Here is a 20,201-nt window from a genome sequence, read left to right on the forward strand (position 1 = left end):
AAAAGCCCCGTTTTACGAAACGGGGCTTTTTTGTTGCGCCAATTCAGCTTCCGCAGCCAGAACCGGCTCCATCAACTGACGAATCTCTGCTTCCTGTTCGCTGGTCAGTGTCCGCTGAGGTGGCCGCGGAGGCCCGAAATCTGCTCCGGTCAGAGTGATGGCATACTTCAACATACTGATGTTGAAGCTGTCCCCACAACGTGCCCGATAATCTTCAATCGGCAGGATCTGTTGCTGAATCCGCATTCCCTCGGCATAGTCGCCCGAGAGAAACGCCGCGTGCATCGCCAGCGACAGATGCGGACAGACATTCCCAGCCCCGCTGGTAAATCCACCTGAACCAGCCAGCATGTAATAAGGCGCAAACCGCTCTGCAGAACCGCAGACCCATTCCATGCCTTCCGTATCGGCGCTGACCGTGGTACGGAACTGATGCATCTGATTCACCGAATACTTGACCCCCACGGCCCGCTCGTCCGAGGCCAGCTCCAGCAGCAGCTCATCACTGGGAATCGCTGCTTTCTTGTAGAACAAGGTGGGACAGTCGGCAGCGTCCATCACGGCACGGTAATACTCTTCCGCCCCGCGATCACTCATATAAGGATGAGCAAAAGGCATGAACATGATGCCGGTGGCCCCTGCTTCCAGACAGTCTACCGCCAGTTGCTTTGCTGCATTTACCTGGTAACCGATGGGTGCAAAAATCAGGGTTTCCGGACCGGTAACTTCGCGAGTGATCTTCACCAGCTGCACGATTTCCTCTGGCAGCAGACTGTGAAATTCACTGGTCCCTGCCCCGGGAAGATAAACACGCATGCCTGCCTCATACAGTTTCGCCGTGTGTGCTGACTGCATCTCGACGTTGATTCGATCCTGCTGATCGAAAGCGGTCAGTGGGACAATATGCACGGTTTGCAGCTGTTGACGCTCAATCGATGGGCTCATAAAACAATTCCTGTTACCTGTTCGGTTCAAGTTGTCAGAGACTTCAATTCTCAGGATGGATCCTGCAGAATTGACCTCGGAGTGAATTCCCCGCAATATTCTTAACAGTCTTTACTTACTGTTGTACGCAGATTTTCACCGACCATCAATCAAACCAGCGTATATGAGTCAAAATAAAGCACAACTCGAAAACTGGTGTTATCTGGCCTGCCTGCTCGAAGCGACCGCACAAAAACCGGGGAATGTACATCCTGGCGTCTCGTTTCCCGATCTGACATATGTTGATTTCCTTCGCTCTGCACGGGCGATAGCCCCCCTGCTCCCACAGTCAGAGCCAGGCAGGGTAGCTGAAACCATCTTGAATTGCATCACAGCAACCCGTGATGTCTCTGCCAGCAACTCCAACCTGGGCATGGTCCTGTTACTGGCCCCGCTGCTGGCTGTACCGACCGAGCAGACCATCTCTGAGGGAATTGACTCGGTCCTGGAGGGATTGAGCGTCGCTGACGCGCGACTGGTTTACGAGGCAATCAGAGTGGCTTGTCCGGGTGGTCTGGGAGAGACAGAAACACAGGATATCTCAGACGAGCCAACGGGCACACTGCGCGAAGCCATGGCCCTCGCAGCTGAGCGGGATGCCGTCGCGCGAGAATATGCCAGCGGATTTCAGATCACGCTCCAGACAGCAGTCCCCGCACTGCAGGAATTCTGGAATCAATCCTCAGACTGGGAAACCGCTGTCATTCGTCTGCAGCTCCAGCTGATGGCCGACTGTCCGGATACATTGATCGCCCGTAAATGCGGCAGTGCTGAAGCAAATGAAGCAGCCCGGCGAGCTCGCGAGACCTTACAGGCAGAAGACTTTGAGAGCGGTTTGCAGGAACTTGACCACTGGTTGCGCGAAACGGGAAATCGCAGGAATCCAGGAACGACAGCCGATTTAATCGTCGCGGCTCTGTTTGTTGCCCTGCGGGACGGTTTCATCAAGCCCCCTGCTCCGGCTACAATCAGAGAAAAAGTCCCTCCACCTTTTCAAGCGGAATTGAGCTCGTTAATTCATGAAGGATAGCGTCCCCCGATACAAAGTTCGCGTCACCAAAGACCACCTCGTCTTCAGTGCGGCACACTTTATCACATTCAACGGCAATATCTGTGAGCGTCTGCACGGTCACAACTGGCGTGTCGCTGCTGAGCTGACCGGGCCTCTTGACGAAAACGGTTATGTTTTCGATTTTATTGCACTCCGTGATCAGTTGCAGAAAACGGTAGACGCGCTCGATCACCGTGTTCTGCTTCCCACGCAGCACGATAAAATTAAAGTCCGGGAAGATCAGAATGAAGTCGAAGCCACGTTCGAAGAACGGCGCTGGGTTTTCCCGCGTGAGGACTGCATCCTGCTGCCGGTTGCCAATACAACGGCTGAATTAATCGCGCACTGGATTGGCCAGCAGCTGATGACTGTGATAGGATCAGACGCCGCAAGCCAGATTGAATCGGTCCAGATTGAAGTAGAAGAAAATTTCGGGCAGTGGGCAATCTGCGAACTCCCTGTCACCCGGAACTGATTGTCAAACCACCAGAGTTTCCCTCTTGTGGGAGTCTCAGATAAGGAAACATAACATGTCAGCCAATGCCCCCTGGATCATTGATGTTACCGAAGAGAACTTCGAAACCGAAGTCCTGCAGAAGTCACAACAGATACCGATCATCATCGATTTCTGGGCTCCCTGGTGCGGCCCCTGCCAGCAGCTGGCGCCCATGCTGGAAAACGTGCTCAACGAATTCCAGGGAAAAGTCCAGTTGGCCAAAATCAATATCGACGAACAACAGGGACTCGCGGCGGCATTCCGCGTACAGTCCATTCCAACAGTGGTTGCTTTCCTGAACGGGCAGCCCGTCGACCATTTCCAGGGGATCCTGCCCGAGGAGTCGCTGCGGGAATGGGTAACGCAGCTGGTGCCTTCTCCCATTGATATGTTGCTGCAGGAAGGTCAGATCCTGGAAGAGACCGATCCAGCGGCCGCTGAAGGCAAGTACCGTGAAGCAGCAGAACTCGATCCGAAAAACGATACCATCAAACTGCGACTGGCAGCTGTGCTGGTAAAGCTGTCCCGCTTCGATGAATGTGGCCAGATTATCGAAGAACTGGAAACCCGTGGTTTTCTGGAGCCCGAAGCAGAGCAGATTAAATCGCAGCTCGAACTTCAGGCAGCCGCGGATGAAGCGGGTGGGGTGGAAGAGGCTCGTAAAGCATTGGAGGCAGATCCCGATAATGCAGACCTCAAAATCGCCTTAGCAGACGCCCTGGCGATTTCCAACAAGCATGAAGAAGCCCTGGAAATCTGTCTGGTGATCATCGCGGAAGATAAAGCGGGAGCAGGCGTAGAAGCCAAAGCCACAATGTTGCGAATCTTCGATCTGCTGGGGCCACAGTCAGCCCTGACCAGCGCGTACCGTCGCAAGCTGGCGACTCTGCTCTATTAAACGTGGCTTACTGTCCTGCAGAGCGAGTTCCGGCAGGTGACCCCGCAATGGGTACCCCAAAAGGCAGCGGCCTGCCCGCTACCTGGTATCCGAGTGAATGGGCATATTTCTGCAGCTCTCGATAGAGTTCGAAGCTGTCCGGGTAAACCCAGAAGGTAACCGTCGAACCGGTCCCGATTTCAGTCAACGCCCGGGAGAACTGTGATTGAGGCCTTAATGCAGCCTCTTGGACTTCGCCGGATACATCATCGCTACGACCAATTTCCCATTTGGTGACTCCGACTCGAAATCCGCCCGTGCCACCAGTCCGTAACTGATCCAGCGCAGAAAGGGGTTGTCGCTCGACAACATAATTCATGGTGTATCCCTGAACGGGCCCTACTTTGCCATGATGCTCACGATACTTGGCCAGCCAGCTGCCACGCTTCATGACCTCGTGTTTCAACTCCAGCAGGAGTTCATTGATGGGCACGTAAGAAACGCGGTTTTCTGAAAGCAGGAAGTGCCATTCCTTATCCGTCACCAACTGGCTGACGGGAGTGAGGCGGTGCTTCAGCTCTTTCACCTGCTCACGTGGCTCAGAGACTTCCCGTGCTTTGGCGACCACGTGCTCCAGTTGCTGACGTGCCGCCTTCGTTTCATCGACCAGGCTGAGTAACTGTCGATACTCCTGTTCAAGTCGACTGCTCTTGTGATTGATCTCAGACAACATCGACTGGACCTGACCTCGGACAGCCTGCTTACGCGACTGCAGATCCTGAGCCCCTGATGACCGTTCCTGCATGATGCGATCCAGGCGAGAGAGTTCGGCTTCCGCTGCTTCGAGTTGTGCCAGCAGTTCTGCGGAGGGGTGTTGATAGATGATCTTCGGTTCTTTCGGCACCAGTTTTTCCGGTTCCGGATCTGGCAAAATCACCACAGGTGCCGGCAGAGGAGGTGCTTCCAACTCAGGAGGAAAGGCATCAAGATCGCCATCGATCACAGTGGGCGCAGCAGGGGGGTTGATTTCGGTATTCGCGACCGTTACCGGTGCCTGGCTCATCCGGACGCCAGCGATCACGATCAGAATAATCAAAATCCCGACAATGTTCGCGACGATATCCAGAAAGGAATCTGAACCAAATCCGGCTTCTCCCTGAGGTGTGCGGCGGCTCATATTACTGCTCCTTTCCCGTTGAGGCAGCAGGACCAGCCGGTAAAGGCTCGAGCGTATACTGTGCCTCGGTCTCAAGTCCCATTTTCTGGGCGGATGATTTTATCCGTTCGTAGTACTGGTTCCCACCGGGACTGATTGTAAACTGCAGTGAAGGCACCCAGTAGAAACCTTTGGGGGCAGGTCCCCAGGATTGCACGTACTGATCCATGACCGCGAAGAGCGACGCCTGCAAGCGTTGCGGTGACATTCCCGGATCGAGTTGCAACTGTTTTTCATCTCCGACAATGATGCGATCTGAACCGATCTGAATACTGATTTCTCTTTCAAATCCAATACCGGAACGGGACTGAGGCGGGCCCCATTGACGGTTCATTGAGGATTCGCTCTCAGCCTGTGCTGAGCGACTGCGGCTCAGCGAAACTGAATTCGCGTTCCCCGCTCCTGCAGCCGAGGAACCAGATGCAGAACTCTGGAATGGATTGCTGGATTGGGAAGATGCGTTCGACGAATATGGATTTGCAGAGGATCCCGGAGTCGATTCCGAAGACCGCATGCCTTGCTGTCCGGCGACTGTCTGGCCAGACTCTGCGGTTCCCTCTCGACTCCCCTGTTTTTTCAGGTACGGATTTTCGATCACTCTCTGGCTAGAACTCGTCGAACCACTGGCCGCGCTGCCTGCCAGTTGCTGGTCACCCGGTGTTCGTTGATCTCCCGATTGACCTGGTTTTCCTGATGCTCCCTGGCCCTGTAATTTTTTCAGTTCAACCAGGTGCTGCTCGGCCATTTCTCGCAGTTGATCACGGCCCATAACCTTAGCCTGCTTCAAACCACCATCTTCACCAAAACCACTACTCGATCCGCGTTTGAGTTCATCCAGATCGTAGACTTCGGCTCCTTCGAGACTTCCGGGCAGCCCTCTTTTCCCGGTGGAGCTGCCTCTCCCGGTGATACGTTCCAGTTCAGAGCCTGTGCCCCGCTCACCCTGTGCACTGTCTCCATCATCAAAGCCTTCTTTGTAGACAATGTTTGGCTGGTTGGCGACTTTACGGAGATACTCGGCACGAGCCATTTGCTGTCGCGGTGTCAGAACATCACTGAAATGTGATTTACCATCTCCCGAACCCGTCCCCCCACGGCTGATTTTTCGGTTCCCTGACCGGTTCCCAGTCCTTCTTCCGGTTCGATCACACGGACCATTCCGGTACGAGCATCAAACTGCAGTCGACGCTCCTGGGGACTGGCAGTCTGTTTTTGATTCAACTGGGAGACCAGTTGCCTGCGTCCACTCAACACACGGTCGATCGCATCCTGGCAGACCTCTTTCGCAACTGGATCCTGTTTGGGTAATGCCAGTTCCCAGTCTGCATCAATCAATTCGTATCCAGAGTCCAGATCCAGGTTGCCCAGCAGCTTACGGGCCACATAGTAACCGACACTACCACTGGGACGAACCAGAATCAGAACATAAGGTTCCTGACCTGAATTTCGATCTTTACCACTCCAGTAGCGAAACAGTGCCTGAGTTCCCGACAGCAGCGGATTGTGCCCCGGCGTGAAATCCTGCAGATCATCTGGAGTCAAAGTGATGCCTTCGGGCTGGAAGGTCAGCCCTTCATCCGTACATTCAATCAGAATGGGGCGTTTGGCTGTACCGGTTCTTCCGTCATAAGGAACGATGGAATATTTACTGCGAGCCGATTTTTGTGACTGTTTTTTCTTTGCCAGTGAATTCAGCTCTTCCTGCAGCATTTCTGCCACACGCGCCTTCTGCTCTTTCAGCTTAGCCAGGTTCTGGTCGAGTTCTTTGTCTTTTGACTGCAGTGACTGAAACTGTTTTTGCGTTTCATTGAGCTGACTTTCGGACTGACTCAACTCATTTTTCAGGCGAACCAGCATCAGATTCTGATCTTTCAGTGCAGCCAGTTTTTTCGCTTTCTGCACCTGCAGCGCTCTCAAGCGAGCCTCTTTATCGGCTGCCAGATTGATGATTTTCGGCTCAGGTTCTGGTTCCGGCTCTTGGATCTTGGGCTCAGGAATCATCACCACGGGAGGAGCCTGCACCGGTTCTGCTTCTTCTGCTGCAAACAGAATCGGCGGAAAGAGATCATCTTCCACGGTTTCTTCAATCACCACCTGCTGTACCTGCAGGACAGCCTGGTGTCGAATTCGGCGCGTGGTGACAACCAGCAGGAAGATCAATGCTCCCATCGCACAGATGAGTACCGCCAGAAAGGGAAACAGCGATACCGAACGTGCTTCGTTGCCTTTTCTACTCATGAATGAAACCGGAACTTATCTGCTCAGAGGAAAAACGAAAGACTCAAGTGAGACGCAGTGACAATCAGGCGGCGTTACGACCGGAACGGGCCGTCAGCAGATGGACAGCAGCGCTCAGGCTGTGCAGAGTTTCTTCAAACGTTTCGGCGGCACGAATCGCATCCAGATTCTCGGTGAGACGTTTCTGTAACCCGATCAGATGCTCTTCCTGATCAACGATCTTCAGCAGGTGCTCACTCTGATTATTCAGCGCCTGGATCTGCAGGGTCGACACTTCGGCCGAGTCCTTCATCTGCTGATTCCAGATACGGATTTCATCAGCGATATCCCGCGTCGCTTCCTCGATCTGGGTGGTCTGCCGCGTCTGGGCTGAAATGACGTCTTCATGCACTTCATTCCAGATCTGAGCCAGATGTGTTGAAAACTGATTGTTCGATTCTTCCTGCTTGTTCTGCCAGCGATTGAGCATGAGTTCGATCTGCTCAGTCGTAGACTGATACGCGTTCAGAAATTCGCTCCGAAATTCTTCCAGTTGGACTGCATGGTTACCCAGCGTGCTGGACATGCCGTCCTGCAATGTCTGGTCGAAGGACGACTGCTGCCGATCCATCATTTCGGCCCAGCGTCCGCGGAGCCCCTCCAGGTTCTGTTGCCAGAGATCGGTCTGACGCTGAATCATTTCTTCGGTCCGCGAAACGAGTTGCTGTGCCGCTTCAATTTCAGCTGATTCCAGCGGACTGACAACACGCTCCGATTCACTCAGACAGGATGCAATATGTTCGATACCAAATAATTCGATCTGCTCGAGCTGCTTTTGTTCCATTCGTTCTACGATGAAGGTGGAGAACACGAGAACCAGCGACAGCCCCAAAGCCAGAGCTGTGGTATCAAAGGCCACAGCCAGACCACCGGTCACTTCAGACAGTGATGTATCCAGTTGATCGGGGGTCACGTTGGCAATCGCGATGGTAATCCCGATTACGGTACCCAGGAAGCCGATGATAGGCACGGCCCAGGTAATTGTACGAATGAGTGAGTAGCTGGCATGGAGTTGCTCGGCAGCCAACTCGGCCAGATACTTGAGATGCTCGTCCAGGTCCTGCACTGACCGGCGGCTTTTCACAAACGAGACCGTATCCAGCAGTCGTTTGCCCAGGTATGTCTCACTGAGCCACGAGGGCTGTGACTGCACCTGTTCCTCAAAGACATCGATTCGCTCGTGCAGATTCTCGATCTCGCCAATGGTGTCCCAGTCGATCTGAGTTTCGGTGAGGGATTTCTTCTGGACAAACATGCCCATACCCTTCACACCAATGATGGCCATCCCGATAAAGAACAGCGCGGCTGTGGCGTACTCAAGCGGGTGGCTACAGAAGTAGCGATCTACCAGGTCGCGATACAGGGGAAGATGGGGGATCAGGGCATAAAACCCGAATGTAGCAGCGGCTCCCCAGAAGAGAGGAGACTTCAAGACCGCCTTGGACCAGTTCAAAAAGTGATCTTCTGTTTGAGCTTCTGGCAGTGTCGGCTGACCATCGGGCATCGAATCCAAGTGTTCCATCTGACTTTTCACTTCCTTGAAGACACAGTTCACACCGGTGACTCCAGATCTCAGGTTAGATTGCAGGAAACTCAAGAAACGAAGGACTTTTTGAGAATCCGTTCTCCTGATTCAACTGGGTAAATTCCCGTGTTTTGTGCCCTGTTTCTGGTAAGAAAACCCCTCAACGCCGGCTGCTGACTCCTGTCAGCCTTGATACCAGCGTCTGAAAGGCACACAATTAAGGCTCGTTTGAGAAATACGCACATTCGTTATAATCGTCATATTCTGACATACGAGTTGAAGAAAAGTTGCTCTCCAGCGGGAGAAGCGGGCAGGAATCTCAAATGACCAAGTGAACAGCACCCTCATTCTGAGATACCAGCTGGCGATTTCAATGGGGAGTCGGTACATTAAACTGCTGCCAGAAAAGCAGTTAATCAAGACACAGAGATCGAACTTTTGACTGCCAGATCGGAAAATGCATAATTGATTCGGGGATTCATTCCGTTTGGACTGTTCATTCAGGAAATAGACTGTTTTACTGCTGTTGAGCGAAATCCAACACCAGCAAATTTAAGAATCTGATTTCTATATTAACGTTTACCAATATGACAGTACCGCGCCATCCAAAGCAGGGTCTGGAGACTCTGCCCGCCGTCGATAAACATATTATTCGAGAGATTCTGGGCTATTTGAATTTCTCTAACGGAAAGCCAGATCCCAAGTTTCGCTTCAACTGGAATCAGCTCTTTGCTGAACTGGACCTTCAGCGTGATTCTGCATTGCTGGAGTCGTTGCTGCGCACTCACTTACACGAACTCAAAGGGACGACCCCGGCATTTCAGTCCATAGATCAGGCAGAGAAAGTTCTCAAAATTGCATTTGAAGAATGCCTGCCTCAATACACCACCCATCACCGGGACCTGCTGTTCCATATCTGCCGAAAAGAGTTCCTGCAGCCTTATTTCCTCGCCGTCATGTTTGAAGCTCTGCTCGAACAGACCGGTCGCTGGGATACCGACCAGGAACTGGTCACCGCTGCCATCGATAAGCTGAATGACTTCGTCGGTTTTCGGCCGGTTGCCGTTCTGGAAAATGGTCGACAGATGCAGGTCTATTCACACGAAAAATTTCGCCCGATGCCGGTCTTTTTTCGTGGCAGTGGAGTCGCCTGTGGAAATTACCAGCGTCTGATCGAACAGACGATCAAGACCCTGGAAACGACTCCCGAAGATCTGCTGCATCAGGCACATTTCAATCTGGAAAAAATGGATGAGATCGCCATCGATCTCCGGGCACACGATCACCTGCACCCGGTTAACAAACGCACCAACTACATGTTCGGGGAATGGGATCCGCACATCATTGACAACCAGGGCTATTACCGACGGTTTGTCATCCGCAGACTGATCCTCGATTCCCTGCTGGCCTGGATTGATGAACACAAAGAGATCCCGCTGCAGGAACGACTGCAGGATGCGGCAGCCGTCTTGAGTGGCACCATGCTGATGGCGTCTTCGATCAGTGGTTCCGGACCTGATACCCACGCCAGTGATATCAGCTTGACCTCCCTGCTCCCTAAGGTCGCCCGCCAGCGGGATGATTATTACAACCGTCTGCTGGCCTCTGCGACAGGTTCCCGGGCGGAACGCTTATTGAAAGAAGCACAGCAGTCTCAGCAGCCTTTCGGTCATATCCGGCACTACCTCAATCTGCATCTGGCACGCTACGGCGCCCAGCAGGTTCAGCACCGCCAGTTATCCCGCATCTACGCGCGGATGGGTTTTTCGCGTGCTGCCCGCTGTGAAGCCGGCGTCATCCCCTGCACCTCGGTCCGTTTTGAATGTGAAATCCAATGGCGGATTACCATGGTTCAGTTACACCTGGAACGGAACGAACTGGATGCAGCCTGGAAACTGATCCCCGAGATCGAAGATCATCTGACTCGCGGGATCGAATGCGGTGCCCTGATCGATCCTTGGAATATTCTGGGATTCCAGGGACTGTTCCCTCTGTTCATTTCCCGGGAGGACAGTATTCCCGATCAGCGGAGTGAAGTTCTGCTGGAACTGATGGAAGAAACATTCTCCGCCTACTCGGCCACACTGAGTGAAGCGGCTGCACAGGGGAACGACCGGCTTAAACTGGAAATCTCTGAGCGTTTCCAGAAGCTGGCTGAAAAATGGGATCGTTACGCAACGACCACTGTGGAGGATCTTCCCCACGTGAATGGTCAGGACTCGTTTGAATCAGCGGCCCATGTCTCACAGATTCTTACTGAGTGGAAGAACGGCGGCGAGGCGGTCGGTGATATTTCTTTCTGGCGACAGCATGTTGATCGATTTGAATCAGCAAAAGCCTATGCCCTGACTGTCGATGCCCTGCTGCAGAAGCAGGACCATGTCGCGGCCATCGGTCTGATCATGCAGTGGCTGAGCCAGGTCGACCAGACAGGTCTGGAATCGGGACCTTACTCAATTCACTCCGTCCTGCTGCAGTGGATGCGACAGTTGACTGCGAATATTAAGTCCGGATCCGGTAATGGACAGTCTATCCGCAAAATGTTCGATTACCTCGAAGCCAATGCCGCCGACTACTGGTCGGTCCCCCATTTCGATTCCGTGCTGCCTGTTCCGGAAAAAGCAATCGAGGATCCGTTTGACATGGATCCCGCAGAGCCGGATGAAGAAGACGAGTTGTTTGGTGCGGCTTATGAAGACGTCACCTTTCGAGACAGCGCCGACGATGGGGTGCAGGGTGAGATGATGGATTCTGGATACTCACCCAATAACTCCGAAATCGAATCGATCAACCGCCTGCTCGAACCTCGTCTTAAGTTCCTGAATACGCTCTCACAACTCTGGCAGTTGTCGGCAGCGTATTTCGCAGAGACCGAACTCTCACACGTTACTCACCCGGAAGCCGAAACGGAATTTGATGCTGAAACGCGCGAGTCGATTGAAGGCTGGATCCAGCATACCGAAAATTTACAGCAGGAACTGGTGGTGCTGCTCAATTCCATCTGGAGCTACCAGCTGCCTAAGCCGAGTGGCGACCACGATTCCAATATCGAATACGATCTGCAGTTGCAAACCAAATTCTACCTGATGCATGCCATCATCATCACTACAGTCAATTGCCGTTCTGCTCGTTTGATGCTCCTGGCAACCCTGCCGGAATCAGAAGCGGAAAAGGAACTTTCCGAAAACGAACGCCTGCTGGTCCCCGTCTATCGTGGTGTGTTGACCCGCGACATCGAACTGGTGCGGAAAGAGTTTCCGGCTTTCTTAAGCAATATCGCGGAAACACCTCTGCTCTATACGCCCATCGATCAGGGAGGCAGGCCCAACACCGTACTTAAAGTTCGCTCGTTACAGATGATTCTGCGGTTCCTGTTGACTCAGCTTCCCGGTCTGGGATTGCTCCGCGAAACCTGGCAGCTGCTGAAGACCGCTTACCGAATGGAACGCAGTGCGCGTCCCGAAGGGATTGCTGTCAGCGAGTTTGACCGCCTGTTCCGCACCGCTCTTAAAAGCTCCCTGGTGGCCATAATCGCCTCCTCGCGTGACTGGGAGTCCGAGAAACTTGATGACGAGAAGCTGATCGATATCGCTGAAAAACTGGTGAATAAATATCGGGAACAATGGCTCAAGCACAGTCGCACCATGCGGCTTTCCAGCGCAGAAGCACTGAACCAGGAGTATATCTGGCAGGAAGTCAAAAGCTTTATCAAGCAGTATGGAGCGGACCTGTTTCACGCCCAGTACCTGACCCTGGGTAACCTGCGTACTATCCTGCATAATGGAATCGAACAGTACCTGAATTATCTGGCCGAGTACCAGGATCCAGCCCACCCCATGACGCTGCTCACTGACCTGGAAGAAGGCAGCATCGAGATGGATGAAGCGGTCACCAACCTCAAAGTCATCTTTGAATCGGTGGTCGATAAATTTGATCGGTTTGTGGAGTATAATAGTACCACCACCCAATCAGACTACGGCGAAATGTTTTACTGCCTGCTCGACTTCCTGCGGATCGAAGCAGCCTACGAACGGGACGACTGGAAGATGGTCCCGCTGCTGATTGCCCACAAGGTTCTGGCTCAGCAGGATCGCAATGAATCAGCCTTGATCTGGGAAGCTGTCTTCGAAGCCACCTCGGAAGAGATGGCCAAGAAGCATTTGAAAAAGCTGAAACAGACCGAAGCGGAATACAAAATCAATCTGCCGCTGATTTCGGATCATCTGAATGAACGATTCGTCAAACCTTTGTCAGTCAACCGGATGATGGCCCTCGTTCCCCGGGCGATGAAAGATGCCCGCAATGGAAATGAAGATTCCGCTACCTTCTCAATTCTCCAAGAAGAAATCGAACGCTATCTGGCATCAACCATCGGCTCCGGAATTGATGTGCCGGACTGGATGCGTAACCTGGAAGATGAAATTGATCGTCTGGATGAAAAAATAACCAGCGAACATTACGACCTGGAAACACAGATCAAACTCTCTCCCGTCCCGATGTCCCTCGAAGACATCAAGAAGCAGTTGAAGCTCTGGAACCAGCCCCTGGGACGGGAACGAAAGCGTAAAAAATAAGCACCAGCAAAAGGGAGTACACGCTTTCGCTGGTGCTTTTCCACCATCCTGATTCGTTGACAGATCAGATCATTCTCTGGCCTGGTTAAGAATCTCAATCACCTTGGATTGCTCGTTGGGCGGAATCATTTCGTAGTGACTCAGTTCAATGTCATAGGTTCCCCGGCCTCCGGACAGACTGGAAAGCGTACGGGCATAGGTCATAATTTCAGCCAGAGGGACACGCGCCTGAATGATTTCGTAGCCTCCTGGAGAGACCTGCATACCTTCCATACGTCCCCGTCGACTGGAAAGATCACTGCTGATATCGCCGACGCATTCTTCGGGAATCAGAATTTCAATCTTAACGATCGGTTCCATCAGCGCCGGACGTGCTTTTCCGAAGAGTTCCGAGAAACATTTGCTCCCCGCAATTTTAAACGCAGTTTCGTTACTGTCGACTGGATGATCTTTTCCAAAGTAAACCTCGCAGATCAGATCCTGAATCTGACAGCCTGCGATGACCCCCTGCTTCATCCGCTCGCGAACTCCTTTCTCGACTGCCGGGATGAACTGATTGGGAATCGAGCCACCTGAAATCCGATCGACAAAGGCAAAGTTCAAATCCGGATCGTATTGATAACTGCGCAGATGGTCGAAGTTTTCTTTCGTGAAGTAGGTTTCAGGATCGACGCCGGCAGGCATAGGTGAGACCCGCAGGTGTACTTCGGCAAACTGCCCTGCACCTCCCGACTGTTTCTTGTGTCGGTAACTGCCCTCAGCGCTCGCCATGATCGTTTCGCGATACGGGACTTTAGGTTGGTGCGTCAGCACTTCTACTTTATCACGATGCAGCAGTTTTTCCTGCATGATTTTCAGATGCAGTTCGCTCATTCCCTGCATTACCATTTCATGTGTCTCTTCATCGTGGATCACATGGAAGGTCTGGTCTTCTTCTTCCAGTTTGTGCAGTGCACCGGAAATCTTCTGCTGGTCATTCTGGCTTTTAGGTTCCACTGCTAACCCGACCACCGGATGAGGGTACTTGATTTCCGGCAGTGAAAGACCGTCTCCATTCGCATCGGCGGTAAGGGTATCTCCCGGCTGCAGGTCATCGACTTTGGCTACCGCGAAAATGTCTCCCACGGAAACAGAATCGACGGGCTCCTGTTTGCCTCCCTGGACGTCGAGCAATTGATTGATCCGAACCGGCTTCCCTGTGCGGACATTGACCACAGCCGTGTCTTTATCCAGTTTTCCGGAGAAGACACGCAGATAGCTCATCTTGGAAATGAAGGGGTCGATGCGTGTCTTGATCACCTGAGCGACAAACGGCTGCTCCGGCGAAGGATCAATCACCACCGAACGACCATCTTTGGTCTGTTCCATCCGCTGAATATCCTGCGGACACAATGTGTAGTTAGACATGGCGTCCATGAATTCACTGACCCCCACGCCGGTTTTCGCGCTCATGAAGAGCACGGGAATCAGTGTCCCCGCCGCCATCGCCTTGGGAATGTTTGCAGACATTTCCCGGGCACTGAGTTCTTCTCCATCAAAGAACCGTTCCAGTAACCCTTCATTCGATTCCACGATCGCTTCGATCAGCGTCTGGCGGGTTGACTCCGGATCTCCCAGCGTTCCCTCTGCAGGTGGCTCGGAAAAATTAACCAGATCACACACCGCTTGAAAATCGGCCCCGAGTCCCACAGGCAGGTTAATGGGAACACAGTTGGAACCGAACGTCTCGCGGATGGAATCGAGCAGTGAATCGTAGTCGATATTTTCTGTATCACATTTATTGAGGACGATCATGCGGGCGATGCCTGCTTCCTGGGCCATCCGGGAAACTCGCAGGGCATTGATTTCCACGCCATGACCGGCGTTGAGCAGAATCAGAGCGGTCTCGACGGCACGCAAAGCACCGGAGACCTGCCCAATGAAATCAGGATAGCCGGGGGTATCGATCAGATTGATGTGGTGACCGGCATGATCAAAGTGAACCAGGGTAGAGGCGATGGAAATCCGATGATCGATTTCTTCCTCGTCTGTATCCAGCAAACTGGTACCTTCATCCACAGACCCAAGTCGGGGGGTCATTCCCGATTGAAAAAGCAAAAGATCGGCTACAGTTGTTTTGCCAACAGCCCCGTGGCCGACCAGTGCCACATTCCTAACGTCGTCTACCTTATAGTCGTTCATCGCTCGTCCTGCCTTTTCGAAAAATGGCCAGGCGCAATTGTCTTCCGTTCCAAATAAAAGGCAACACGCTTAGCCAGGAAATGATGCGAACGTGTGCCGGGAAAAACAGAACGTTTTCCCTGCATATCCTTTAACCGGATTCCCCGCTGGAAAGCCGGATCAATTCGACGATTGATGACAGCGGAAAGGCAGTTGATCGAGCGGATCAAGCGCGATTCCGCTATTCAAATCATATCCGCCCCGAATTCAAAAGGCGAAGAGATTTTCAGAAAATTCAAGTGCGCGGAATGAAATCGGAAAAACGTGTTGACTTAAACGAGAAGCGTGTCTCAGAAACGAATTCCGTCTGATCCCAGCAAGCCGCTTCCAGCACTGTGTTTAATTTCTCACCCGAATTCGGTCAGAATGGAACCGGTAACAAAAAGACGTGGTGCTCCATCAACACTCGATTGCCATGCATGCCGATAAACTGGGTAAAGAACAACAGAAAGACATACAGTGACAGCAGTGGCAGAATCAGTGTCCTGCTCAACCAGCGCCAACCAAACCAGGCATTCCGAGTTTTGGAAGAGGCGCGGTAGTAGACCCAGCCCAGCAGAATTTTTGTAGGATAGATGGTGGCAACAAAGATCAGGGTAATGCCCCACATCGCATCCCGGGGGAGTGCCGCCACCTTGAACAGGTAGAGAGGAAGTGAGAGCACATAGACAACGATCAACGCCACCAGCCAGGCGATCGGCGTCCGTTTGAATTTCCTGCGGATGGTCCGCAGTTCAAACATGGCCCGCAATCGATTCTCGGCAGCAAAGTGAGCCTGCAACAGAGGCAGCCAGCCCAGGACGATCACCAGCAGCAAGCCCCCCAGGAGCGTGACCAGAACCGGACCTCCCTTGCCTCCCTCAGGGGAACTGGCGGAAGCAAACATGAGTGAAGGGATCAAGAGCCAGGCTAAGGCTCCCAGAAAACCACGCAACCCCAGTGAGAAATTCTGCCCCAGTTTGAGCGAGGAGACAAACTCACTGACGTTCTGCGCCGCCCGTTCCCAGTACCCGCCAGCGCGAAGCTGTTTAAACAACCAGATCGCATTCTTGAGTGGGCGCAGATAGCAGGAAAAGGTTCCCCCGCGGGCCAGTGCCAGACAGAGATGCAGGGCAATAAAAATCGAAACCAGACGATTGATGAAATGAAGCGTCTGATCGCTGGTGCCCCCTGGATCAACGAGTCGAGCATCCGCGGCAGCCCCGGAGAGTAGAAACAAGGGGATCAGCCAGAGACCGGTGCCAAGCACTATGGTTCCCAGTCGAGGCGCGATATCCAGCAGCGGAAAAGCGAGGCGAATTTTTCCCGTACGGGCGACTCTGCCTTCCACATCTAGCAGGTAACCCAAGGCAATAAAGTTAACAAGAGGGATGGCAGCAATCACGGCTAGAAACAAAACCAGACAGACGATGCCAAACAGCATACGAATTATCCAGAATGTCGCCTTGAGCGGGTGTTTAAACAGATGAGGGAATGGCGGGATATTCCCTACCACTTCATCGGGATAGAACTGATCAATCTCGGTGGTCGGACTGACTGCAGCGGGTTGAACAACTTCGTCACTTGTCGGGGTTGTCAGTGCGGAAGTCCCCTGTCCGTTTTTGTTCGAATCGCCGGCATGTGTCGCATGTTCACTCACGGTCTGCTCTGCTTCGCCTCCTGAGTAATGAGCCGTTGCAGGAACGTTCAAGGTATTCCCGGTTTCAGCATGCGTTTTCAAGGTACCACCTGCCCTCTGGTAAGTCCAATATATAACCGCTTTATTGAAATTGCTTAGAAATTCATCTCCTGGTTGATGCCAGAACGCAGAGAGTGATACCCGGAAAAAAGCGGGAAGTTTCAAGAAATGACTGAAACTTTCGAATGGCCCAACTGGTATGATAAGGTATTCCCGGGAGCTGAATCCCGGATGTCCTTTCCCCTTGAACCTTCTTCATTCAGGACAATCACATGCCCGCTTCCGCTCGCAACTGGATCCTGGCCTGCCTCCCTGCCGGAGTCGTGGCGCTGGTGATCTCCCTGGTTGCCTGGGCTTCGAGCAGCCCTCTGAAGAAGACGGAACCGATCCCCGTTCTGCAGAATGAGGATTCACTGAACCGCACGGTCGATCAGGTAGATCAGTTCTTCACACAAGAATGGGAGGAGCGAGAACTCGTCCCCGCGGCGGTGGCAGACGAACTGACACAGATGCGTCGGCTTTCACTCGCTTTGCATGGCACAATACCGTCCCTGGAAGAGATACGTGAATTCCAGGCGATGTCGGGAGGTGATCGACTGGAGCGCTGGACCTTAAAACTTCTCGATGACCGTCGCTTCGCCGATTATTTTTCCGAGCGATTCACACGCGCTTTTGTTGGAGTCGCACAGGGACAATTCATTGTCTTTCGTCGCGATCGCTTCAAAGCCTGGCTGAGCGAACAGATTCAGGCCAATACGCCTTATGATGAACTGGTCAGAAAATTGATTGCCGGCGAAGGGCTCTGGACCGGCGACCCGGAAACCAATTTCATCACCGCGGCAGTCGCGGATGGCAATCTGGATCGGAACAAACTGACGGGCAGCACCGTGCGTGCATTTCTGGGACAGCGGATCGATTGTGCCCAGTGTCATGATCATCCTTTCGATCACTGGAAGCAGACCGATTTCGAAGGTCTAACCGCTTTTTACGGTCAGGTGGAAGTACAGGTTCTCGGCGTGCGTCAGAACAAAAAGCTGAAGTACGAAGTTGAGGATCGAAATACGCTGGAAACTCGGACGGTTGCTCCGCAGGTTCCTTTCCTGAATGAGTGCCTGCCTGAGGAAGGGACACTGCGTGAGCGACTGGCGACCTGGGTGACACACCCCGACAACCGTCGTTTCGAACGTGCGTCTGCCAATCGAATCTGGGGTCTGTTGTTCGGCGTACCTTATATCGATCCCGTCGATGATCTTCCCGCGCCCACTGACCTGACTCAGGAAGCCCCGGACCTGCTCGACATTCTGGGCCAGGACTTTCGCGAGAACGGATACGACATCAAACGTCTGATTCAGATCATCGTGGCATCGAAACCGTTTCAACGATCATCAACCACAGACATGGTTGACGCAGAAGAGATCCAACGGGCAACCCGTGCATGGGCGCTGTTCCCCCTGGTCCGACTGCGTCCCGAGCAGATCATCGGTTCCATGCTGCAATCATCCTCGCTGAAAACCATCGACCAGAATTCGAATCTGTTTATGCGGGCACGTCGCTTTTTCTCGGAAATCGATTTTGTACGCGAATATGGGGACCTGGGTAGTGACGAACTGAATGACTTTCCGGGAACGATTCCCCAGGCTCTGTTGCGGATGAATGGTCAGTTTGCCAGAGATAACGGCAGTGCCTCCCCATTTAATTCGGTTGGTCGGATCACATCGCTGGACATTTCAAATGACAAGCGGATTGAAACCTGTTTCCTCGTCTGCCTGTCCCGACCACCGACAGAAGTAGAGCTGACGCACTTTTTGAAACAGTATGAGTCTGCTTCGAATCAGAAACAGCGCGAAAAAGTCACCGAGGACCTGTTCTGGGCGCTGTATAATTCACCCGAATTTTCATGGAATCATTAAGCCATGTTCGAATTTCCTCTGTTTTCACAATCGCTGAGTCGCCGGGACCTATGCAAGGTTGCGCTGGGAGGTACTCTCTCCTTCATGCTGCCCGGCTTTGATCTTCAGGCTGCGCAGAAGCGAGGGCCGGAACGGCGAAAATCGGTAATTACGCTCTGGATGGGAGGCGGCCCCAGTCAGCTTGAAACGTGGGATCCACACCCGGGGACTCAAATCGGTGGTCCGGGTAAAGCGATCTCTACCGTCGTCCCGGGTCTACAGATTTCCGATATGTATCCACTGCTCGCGGAACAGCTGGGTGGAATGTCTGTGATTCGGTCGATGGTTTCCAAAGAAGGAGACCACGAACGGGGTACGAAATATCTCAAAACCGGTTACCGCCCGGAACCGACGACCGTCTATCCCGCACTGGGTGCGATCATCACGCACGAAGCTCCCGACAAAGGACTGGAAATCCCACAACATATTTCCATGGGTAACACCCAGTTTCCGGCTCGGGGCGGTTATCTGGGGGCACACCTCGATGCGTTTCGCGTTCCCGATCCCGGTAAGAATATTGGCAATATGCGATCCGGGGTGGGAGATCCCCGCCAGGAGCGGCGGCTGGAAAACCTGAATGTCGTCTCCCAGGCATTTCGCAGAGGACGCACCATCCAGACTCAAAAAACGTTGCATCAGTCGACCATCGATCGTGCCCTGACCATGATGAGTTCCGAACAACTGCAGGCATTCGAAATTGAAAAAGAACCGGCAGCCGTCCGCGCCGCTTATGGTGACTCTCCTTTCGGACGTGGTTGCCTGGTCGCCCGAAGGCTCGTCGAACAGGGTGTGCATTCAATCGAAGTCAATCTGAATGGCTGGGACAGCCATGCGAACAACTACACCGGACATCAGACTCAATCAAAAATTCTCGACCCCGCTTTCGCTACGCTGCTCAAAGAACTCAAAGAACGGGATCTGCTCGATTCGACAATTGTGCTTTGTATCGGCGAATTCGGACGGACTCCCAAGATCAATCCGCTGGACGGACGCGACCACTGGCCTTCTGGATTCTCCTGTATTGTGGGCGGAGGTGGCCTGAAAGGGGATACAATTATCGGAGAAACAGATCCCACCGGAAAAGAAAAAGATCCGACCGAACCGGTTCGCATTCAGGATCTGTACGCCACGATTCTGCAGAAGCTTCAAATCGACTTCACCAAAGAACTGATTTCCCCCATCGGCCGACCGCTGGCTCTGAGCGATGGAACTCCGATTGACAAGCTGGTCTGAGCCTGCGTTTGTATACTCTGCCGCCTGAGAAGAAAATTCCGGGAAACAGGGAAAATGCTTGCGAGTGTGCAGGAAAGAATCTAACTTGTTAAGGAGAACAGTTCCCCCAGGGATCCCTGTT

Annotated in this window: 13 protein-coding genes; 6 read left to right on the forward strand and 7 right to left on the reverse strand. The window is 53.0% G+C overall.

The window, feature by feature from the left end; all coding sequences use genetic code 11:
- Positions 1-12: 12 nt before the first annotated feature.
- Positions 13-945 carry a dihydrodipicolinate synthase family protein gene (locus F1728_RS09040; RefSeq protein ID WP_155363826.1) on the reverse strand — a complete coding sequence of 311 codons (933 nt, stop codon included), beginning with the start codon at positions 943-945 and terminating at the stop codon, positions 13-15.
- 163 nt (positions 946-1,108) lie between these two features.
- Here F1728_RS09040 and F1728_RS09045 point away from each other — a divergent pair, with 163 nt between their 5' ends.
- From F1728_RS09045 to trxA, 3 genes are read left to right on the forward strand one after another with little or no spacing between them, the layout of a single operon-like run.
- Complete coding sequence (locus F1728_RS09045; RefSeq protein ID WP_155363827.1) at positions 1,109-2,014, forward strand: triphosphoribosyl-dephospho-CoA synthase; 906 nt, start codon at positions 1,109-1,111, stop codon at positions 2,012-2,014.
- Positions 2,004-2,510 (forward strand): 6-pyruvoyl trahydropterin synthase family protein, encoded by a 507-nt coding sequence (locus tag F1728_RS09050; RefSeq protein ID WP_145181206.1) that lies wholly within the window; start codon positions 2,004-2,006, stop codon positions 2,508-2,510. The genes F1728_RS09045 and F1728_RS09050 overlap by 11 nt, the downstream gene beginning before the upstream one ends.
- Positions 2,511-2,565: 55 nt before the next feature.
- The gene (gene trxA, locus F1728_RS09055) at positions 2,566-3,429 is read left to right on the forward strand and encodes a thioredoxin (protein WP_155363828.1); all 864 of its coding nucleotides are present in this window, start codon (positions 2,566-2,568) and stop codon (positions 3,427-3,429) included.
- A gap of 7 nt (positions 3,430-3,436) precedes the next feature.
- Here the strand turns inward: trxA and F1728_RS09060 are convergent, their stop codons facing one another.
- The 4 genes from F1728_RS09060 to F1728_RS09075 form a co-directional block, all read right to left on the reverse strand.
- Positions 3,437-4,585, reverse strand: coding sequence for a hypothetical protein (locus tag F1728_RS09060; protein ID WP_155363829.1), 1,149 nt, complete (start codon positions 4,583-4,585; stop codon positions 3,437-3,439).
- Position 4,586: 1 nt separating this feature from the next.
- Entirely contained in the window at positions 4,587-5,654 is a 1,068-nt protein-coding gene (locus F1728_RS09065; RefSeq protein WP_155363830.1) for a hypothetical protein, read from the reverse strand.
- 14 nt (positions 5,655-5,668) lie between these two features.
- A complete protein-coding gene (locus F1728_RS09070) occupies positions 5,669-6,862 on the reverse strand; it encodes a hypothetical protein (RefSeq protein WP_155363831.1) in 1,194 nt (397 codons plus the stop codon).
- 64 nt (positions 6,863-6,926) lie between these two features.
- Complete coding sequence (locus F1728_RS09075) at positions 6,927-8,423, reverse strand: MotA/TolQ/ExbB proton channel family protein (RefSeq protein ID WP_145037312.1); 1,497 nt, start codon at positions 8,421-8,423, stop codon at positions 6,927-6,929.
- Between the two features lie 590 nt (positions 8,424-9,013).
- Here F1728_RS09075 and F1728_RS09080 point away from each other — a divergent pair.
- The gene (locus F1728_RS09080) at positions 9,014-13,000 is read left to right on the forward strand and encodes a hypothetical protein (protein WP_155363832.1); all 3,987 of its coding nucleotides are present in this window, start codon (positions 9,014-9,016) and stop codon (positions 12,998-13,000) included.
- Positions 13,001-13,069: 69 nt separating this feature from the next.
- Here the strand turns inward: F1728_RS09080 and F1728_RS09085 are convergent, their stop codons facing one another.
- Both F1728_RS09085 and F1728_RS09090 read right to left on the reverse strand, forming a co-directional pair.
- Positions 13,070-15,181: an elongation factor G gene (locus tag F1728_RS09085; RefSeq protein WP_155363833.1), complete on the reverse strand. Its 2,112-nt coding sequence runs from the start codon at positions 15,179-15,181 to the stop codon at positions 13,070-13,072.
- 400 nt (positions 15,182-15,581) lie between these two features.
- Positions 15,582-16,940 (reverse strand): DUF4013 domain-containing protein, encoded by a 1,359-nt coding sequence (locus F1728_RS09090; protein WP_155363834.1) that lies wholly within the window; start codon positions 16,938-16,940, stop codon positions 15,582-15,584.
- Between the two features lie 230 nt (positions 16,941-17,170).
- Here F1728_RS09090 and F1728_RS09095 point away from each other — a divergent pair, with 230 nt between their 5' ends.
- Positions 17,171-18,808 (forward strand): DUF1549 domain-containing protein, encoded by a 1,638-nt coding sequence (locus tag F1728_RS09095; RefSeq protein WP_155363835.1) that lies wholly within the window; start codon positions 17,171-17,173, stop codon positions 18,806-18,808.
- Positions 18,809-18,811: 3 nt separating this feature from the next.
- Positions 18,812-20,080 carry a DUF1501 domain-containing protein gene (locus tag F1728_RS09100; protein ID WP_155363836.1) on the forward strand — a complete coding sequence of 423 codons (1,269 nt, stop codon included), beginning with the start codon at positions 18,812-18,814 and terminating at the stop codon, positions 20,078-20,080.
- The last annotated feature ends 121 nt before the right edge of the window (positions 20,081-20,201 follow it).

Origin of the sequence: Gimesia benthica, from assembly GCF_009720525.1 — a bacterium.
Classification (GTDB): domain Bacteria; phylum Planctomycetota; class Planctomycetia; order Planctomycetales; family Planctomycetaceae; genus Gimesia; species Gimesia benthica.

What these genes read in the sequence shown, in the direction of transcription:
- F1728_RS09085 (WP_155363833.1), bottom strand. Translation starts at nt 15,181, where the DNA reads ATGAACGACTATAAGGTAGACGACGTTAGGAATGTGGCACTGGTCGGC.
- F1728_RS09080 (WP_155363832.1), top strand. Translation starts at nt 9,014, where the DNA reads ATGACAGTACCGCGCCATCCAAAGCAGGGTCTGGAGACTCTGCCCGCC.
- F1728_RS09060 (WP_155363829.1), bottom strand. Translation starts at nt 4,585, where the DNA reads ATGAGCCGCCGCACACCTCAGGGAGAAGCCGGATTTGGTTCAGATTCC.
- F1728_RS09095 (WP_155363835.1), top strand. Translation starts at nt 17,171, where the DNA reads ATGCCCGCTTCCGCTCGCAACTGGATCCTGGCCTGCCTCCCTGCCGGA.
- F1728_RS09075 (WP_145037312.1), bottom strand. Translation starts at nt 8,423, where the DNA reads ATGGAACACTTGGATTCGATGCCCGATGGTCAGCCGACACTGCCAGAA.
- F1728_RS09070 (WP_155363831.1), bottom strand. Translation starts at nt 6,862, where the DNA reads ATGAGTAGAAAAGGCAACGAAGCACGTTCGGTATCGCTGTTTCCCTTT.
- F1728_RS09050 (WP_145181206.1), top strand. Translation starts at nt 2,004, where the DNA reads ATGAAGGATAGCGTCCCCCGATACAAAGTTCGCGTCACCAAAGACCAC.
- F1728_RS09100 (WP_155363836.1), top strand. Translation starts at nt 18,812, where the DNA reads ATGTTCGAATTTCCTCTGTTTTCACAATCGCTGAGTCGCCGGGACCTA.
- F1728_RS09045 (WP_155363827.1), top strand. Translation starts at nt 1,109, where the DNA reads ATGAGTCAAAATAAAGCACAACTCGAAAACTGGTGTTATCTGGCCTGC.
- F1728_RS09040 (WP_155363826.1), bottom strand. Translation starts at nt 945, where the DNA reads ATGAGCCCATCGATTGAGCGTCAACAGCTGCAAACCGTGCATATTGTC.
- trxA (WP_155363828.1), top strand. Translation starts at nt 2,566, where the DNA reads ATGTCAGCCAATGCCCCCTGGATCATTGATGTTACCGAAGAGAACTTC.
- F1728_RS09065 (WP_155363830.1), bottom strand. Translation starts at nt 5,654, where the DNA reads ATGGCTCGTGCCGAGTATCTCCGTAAAGTCGCCAACCAGCCAAACATT.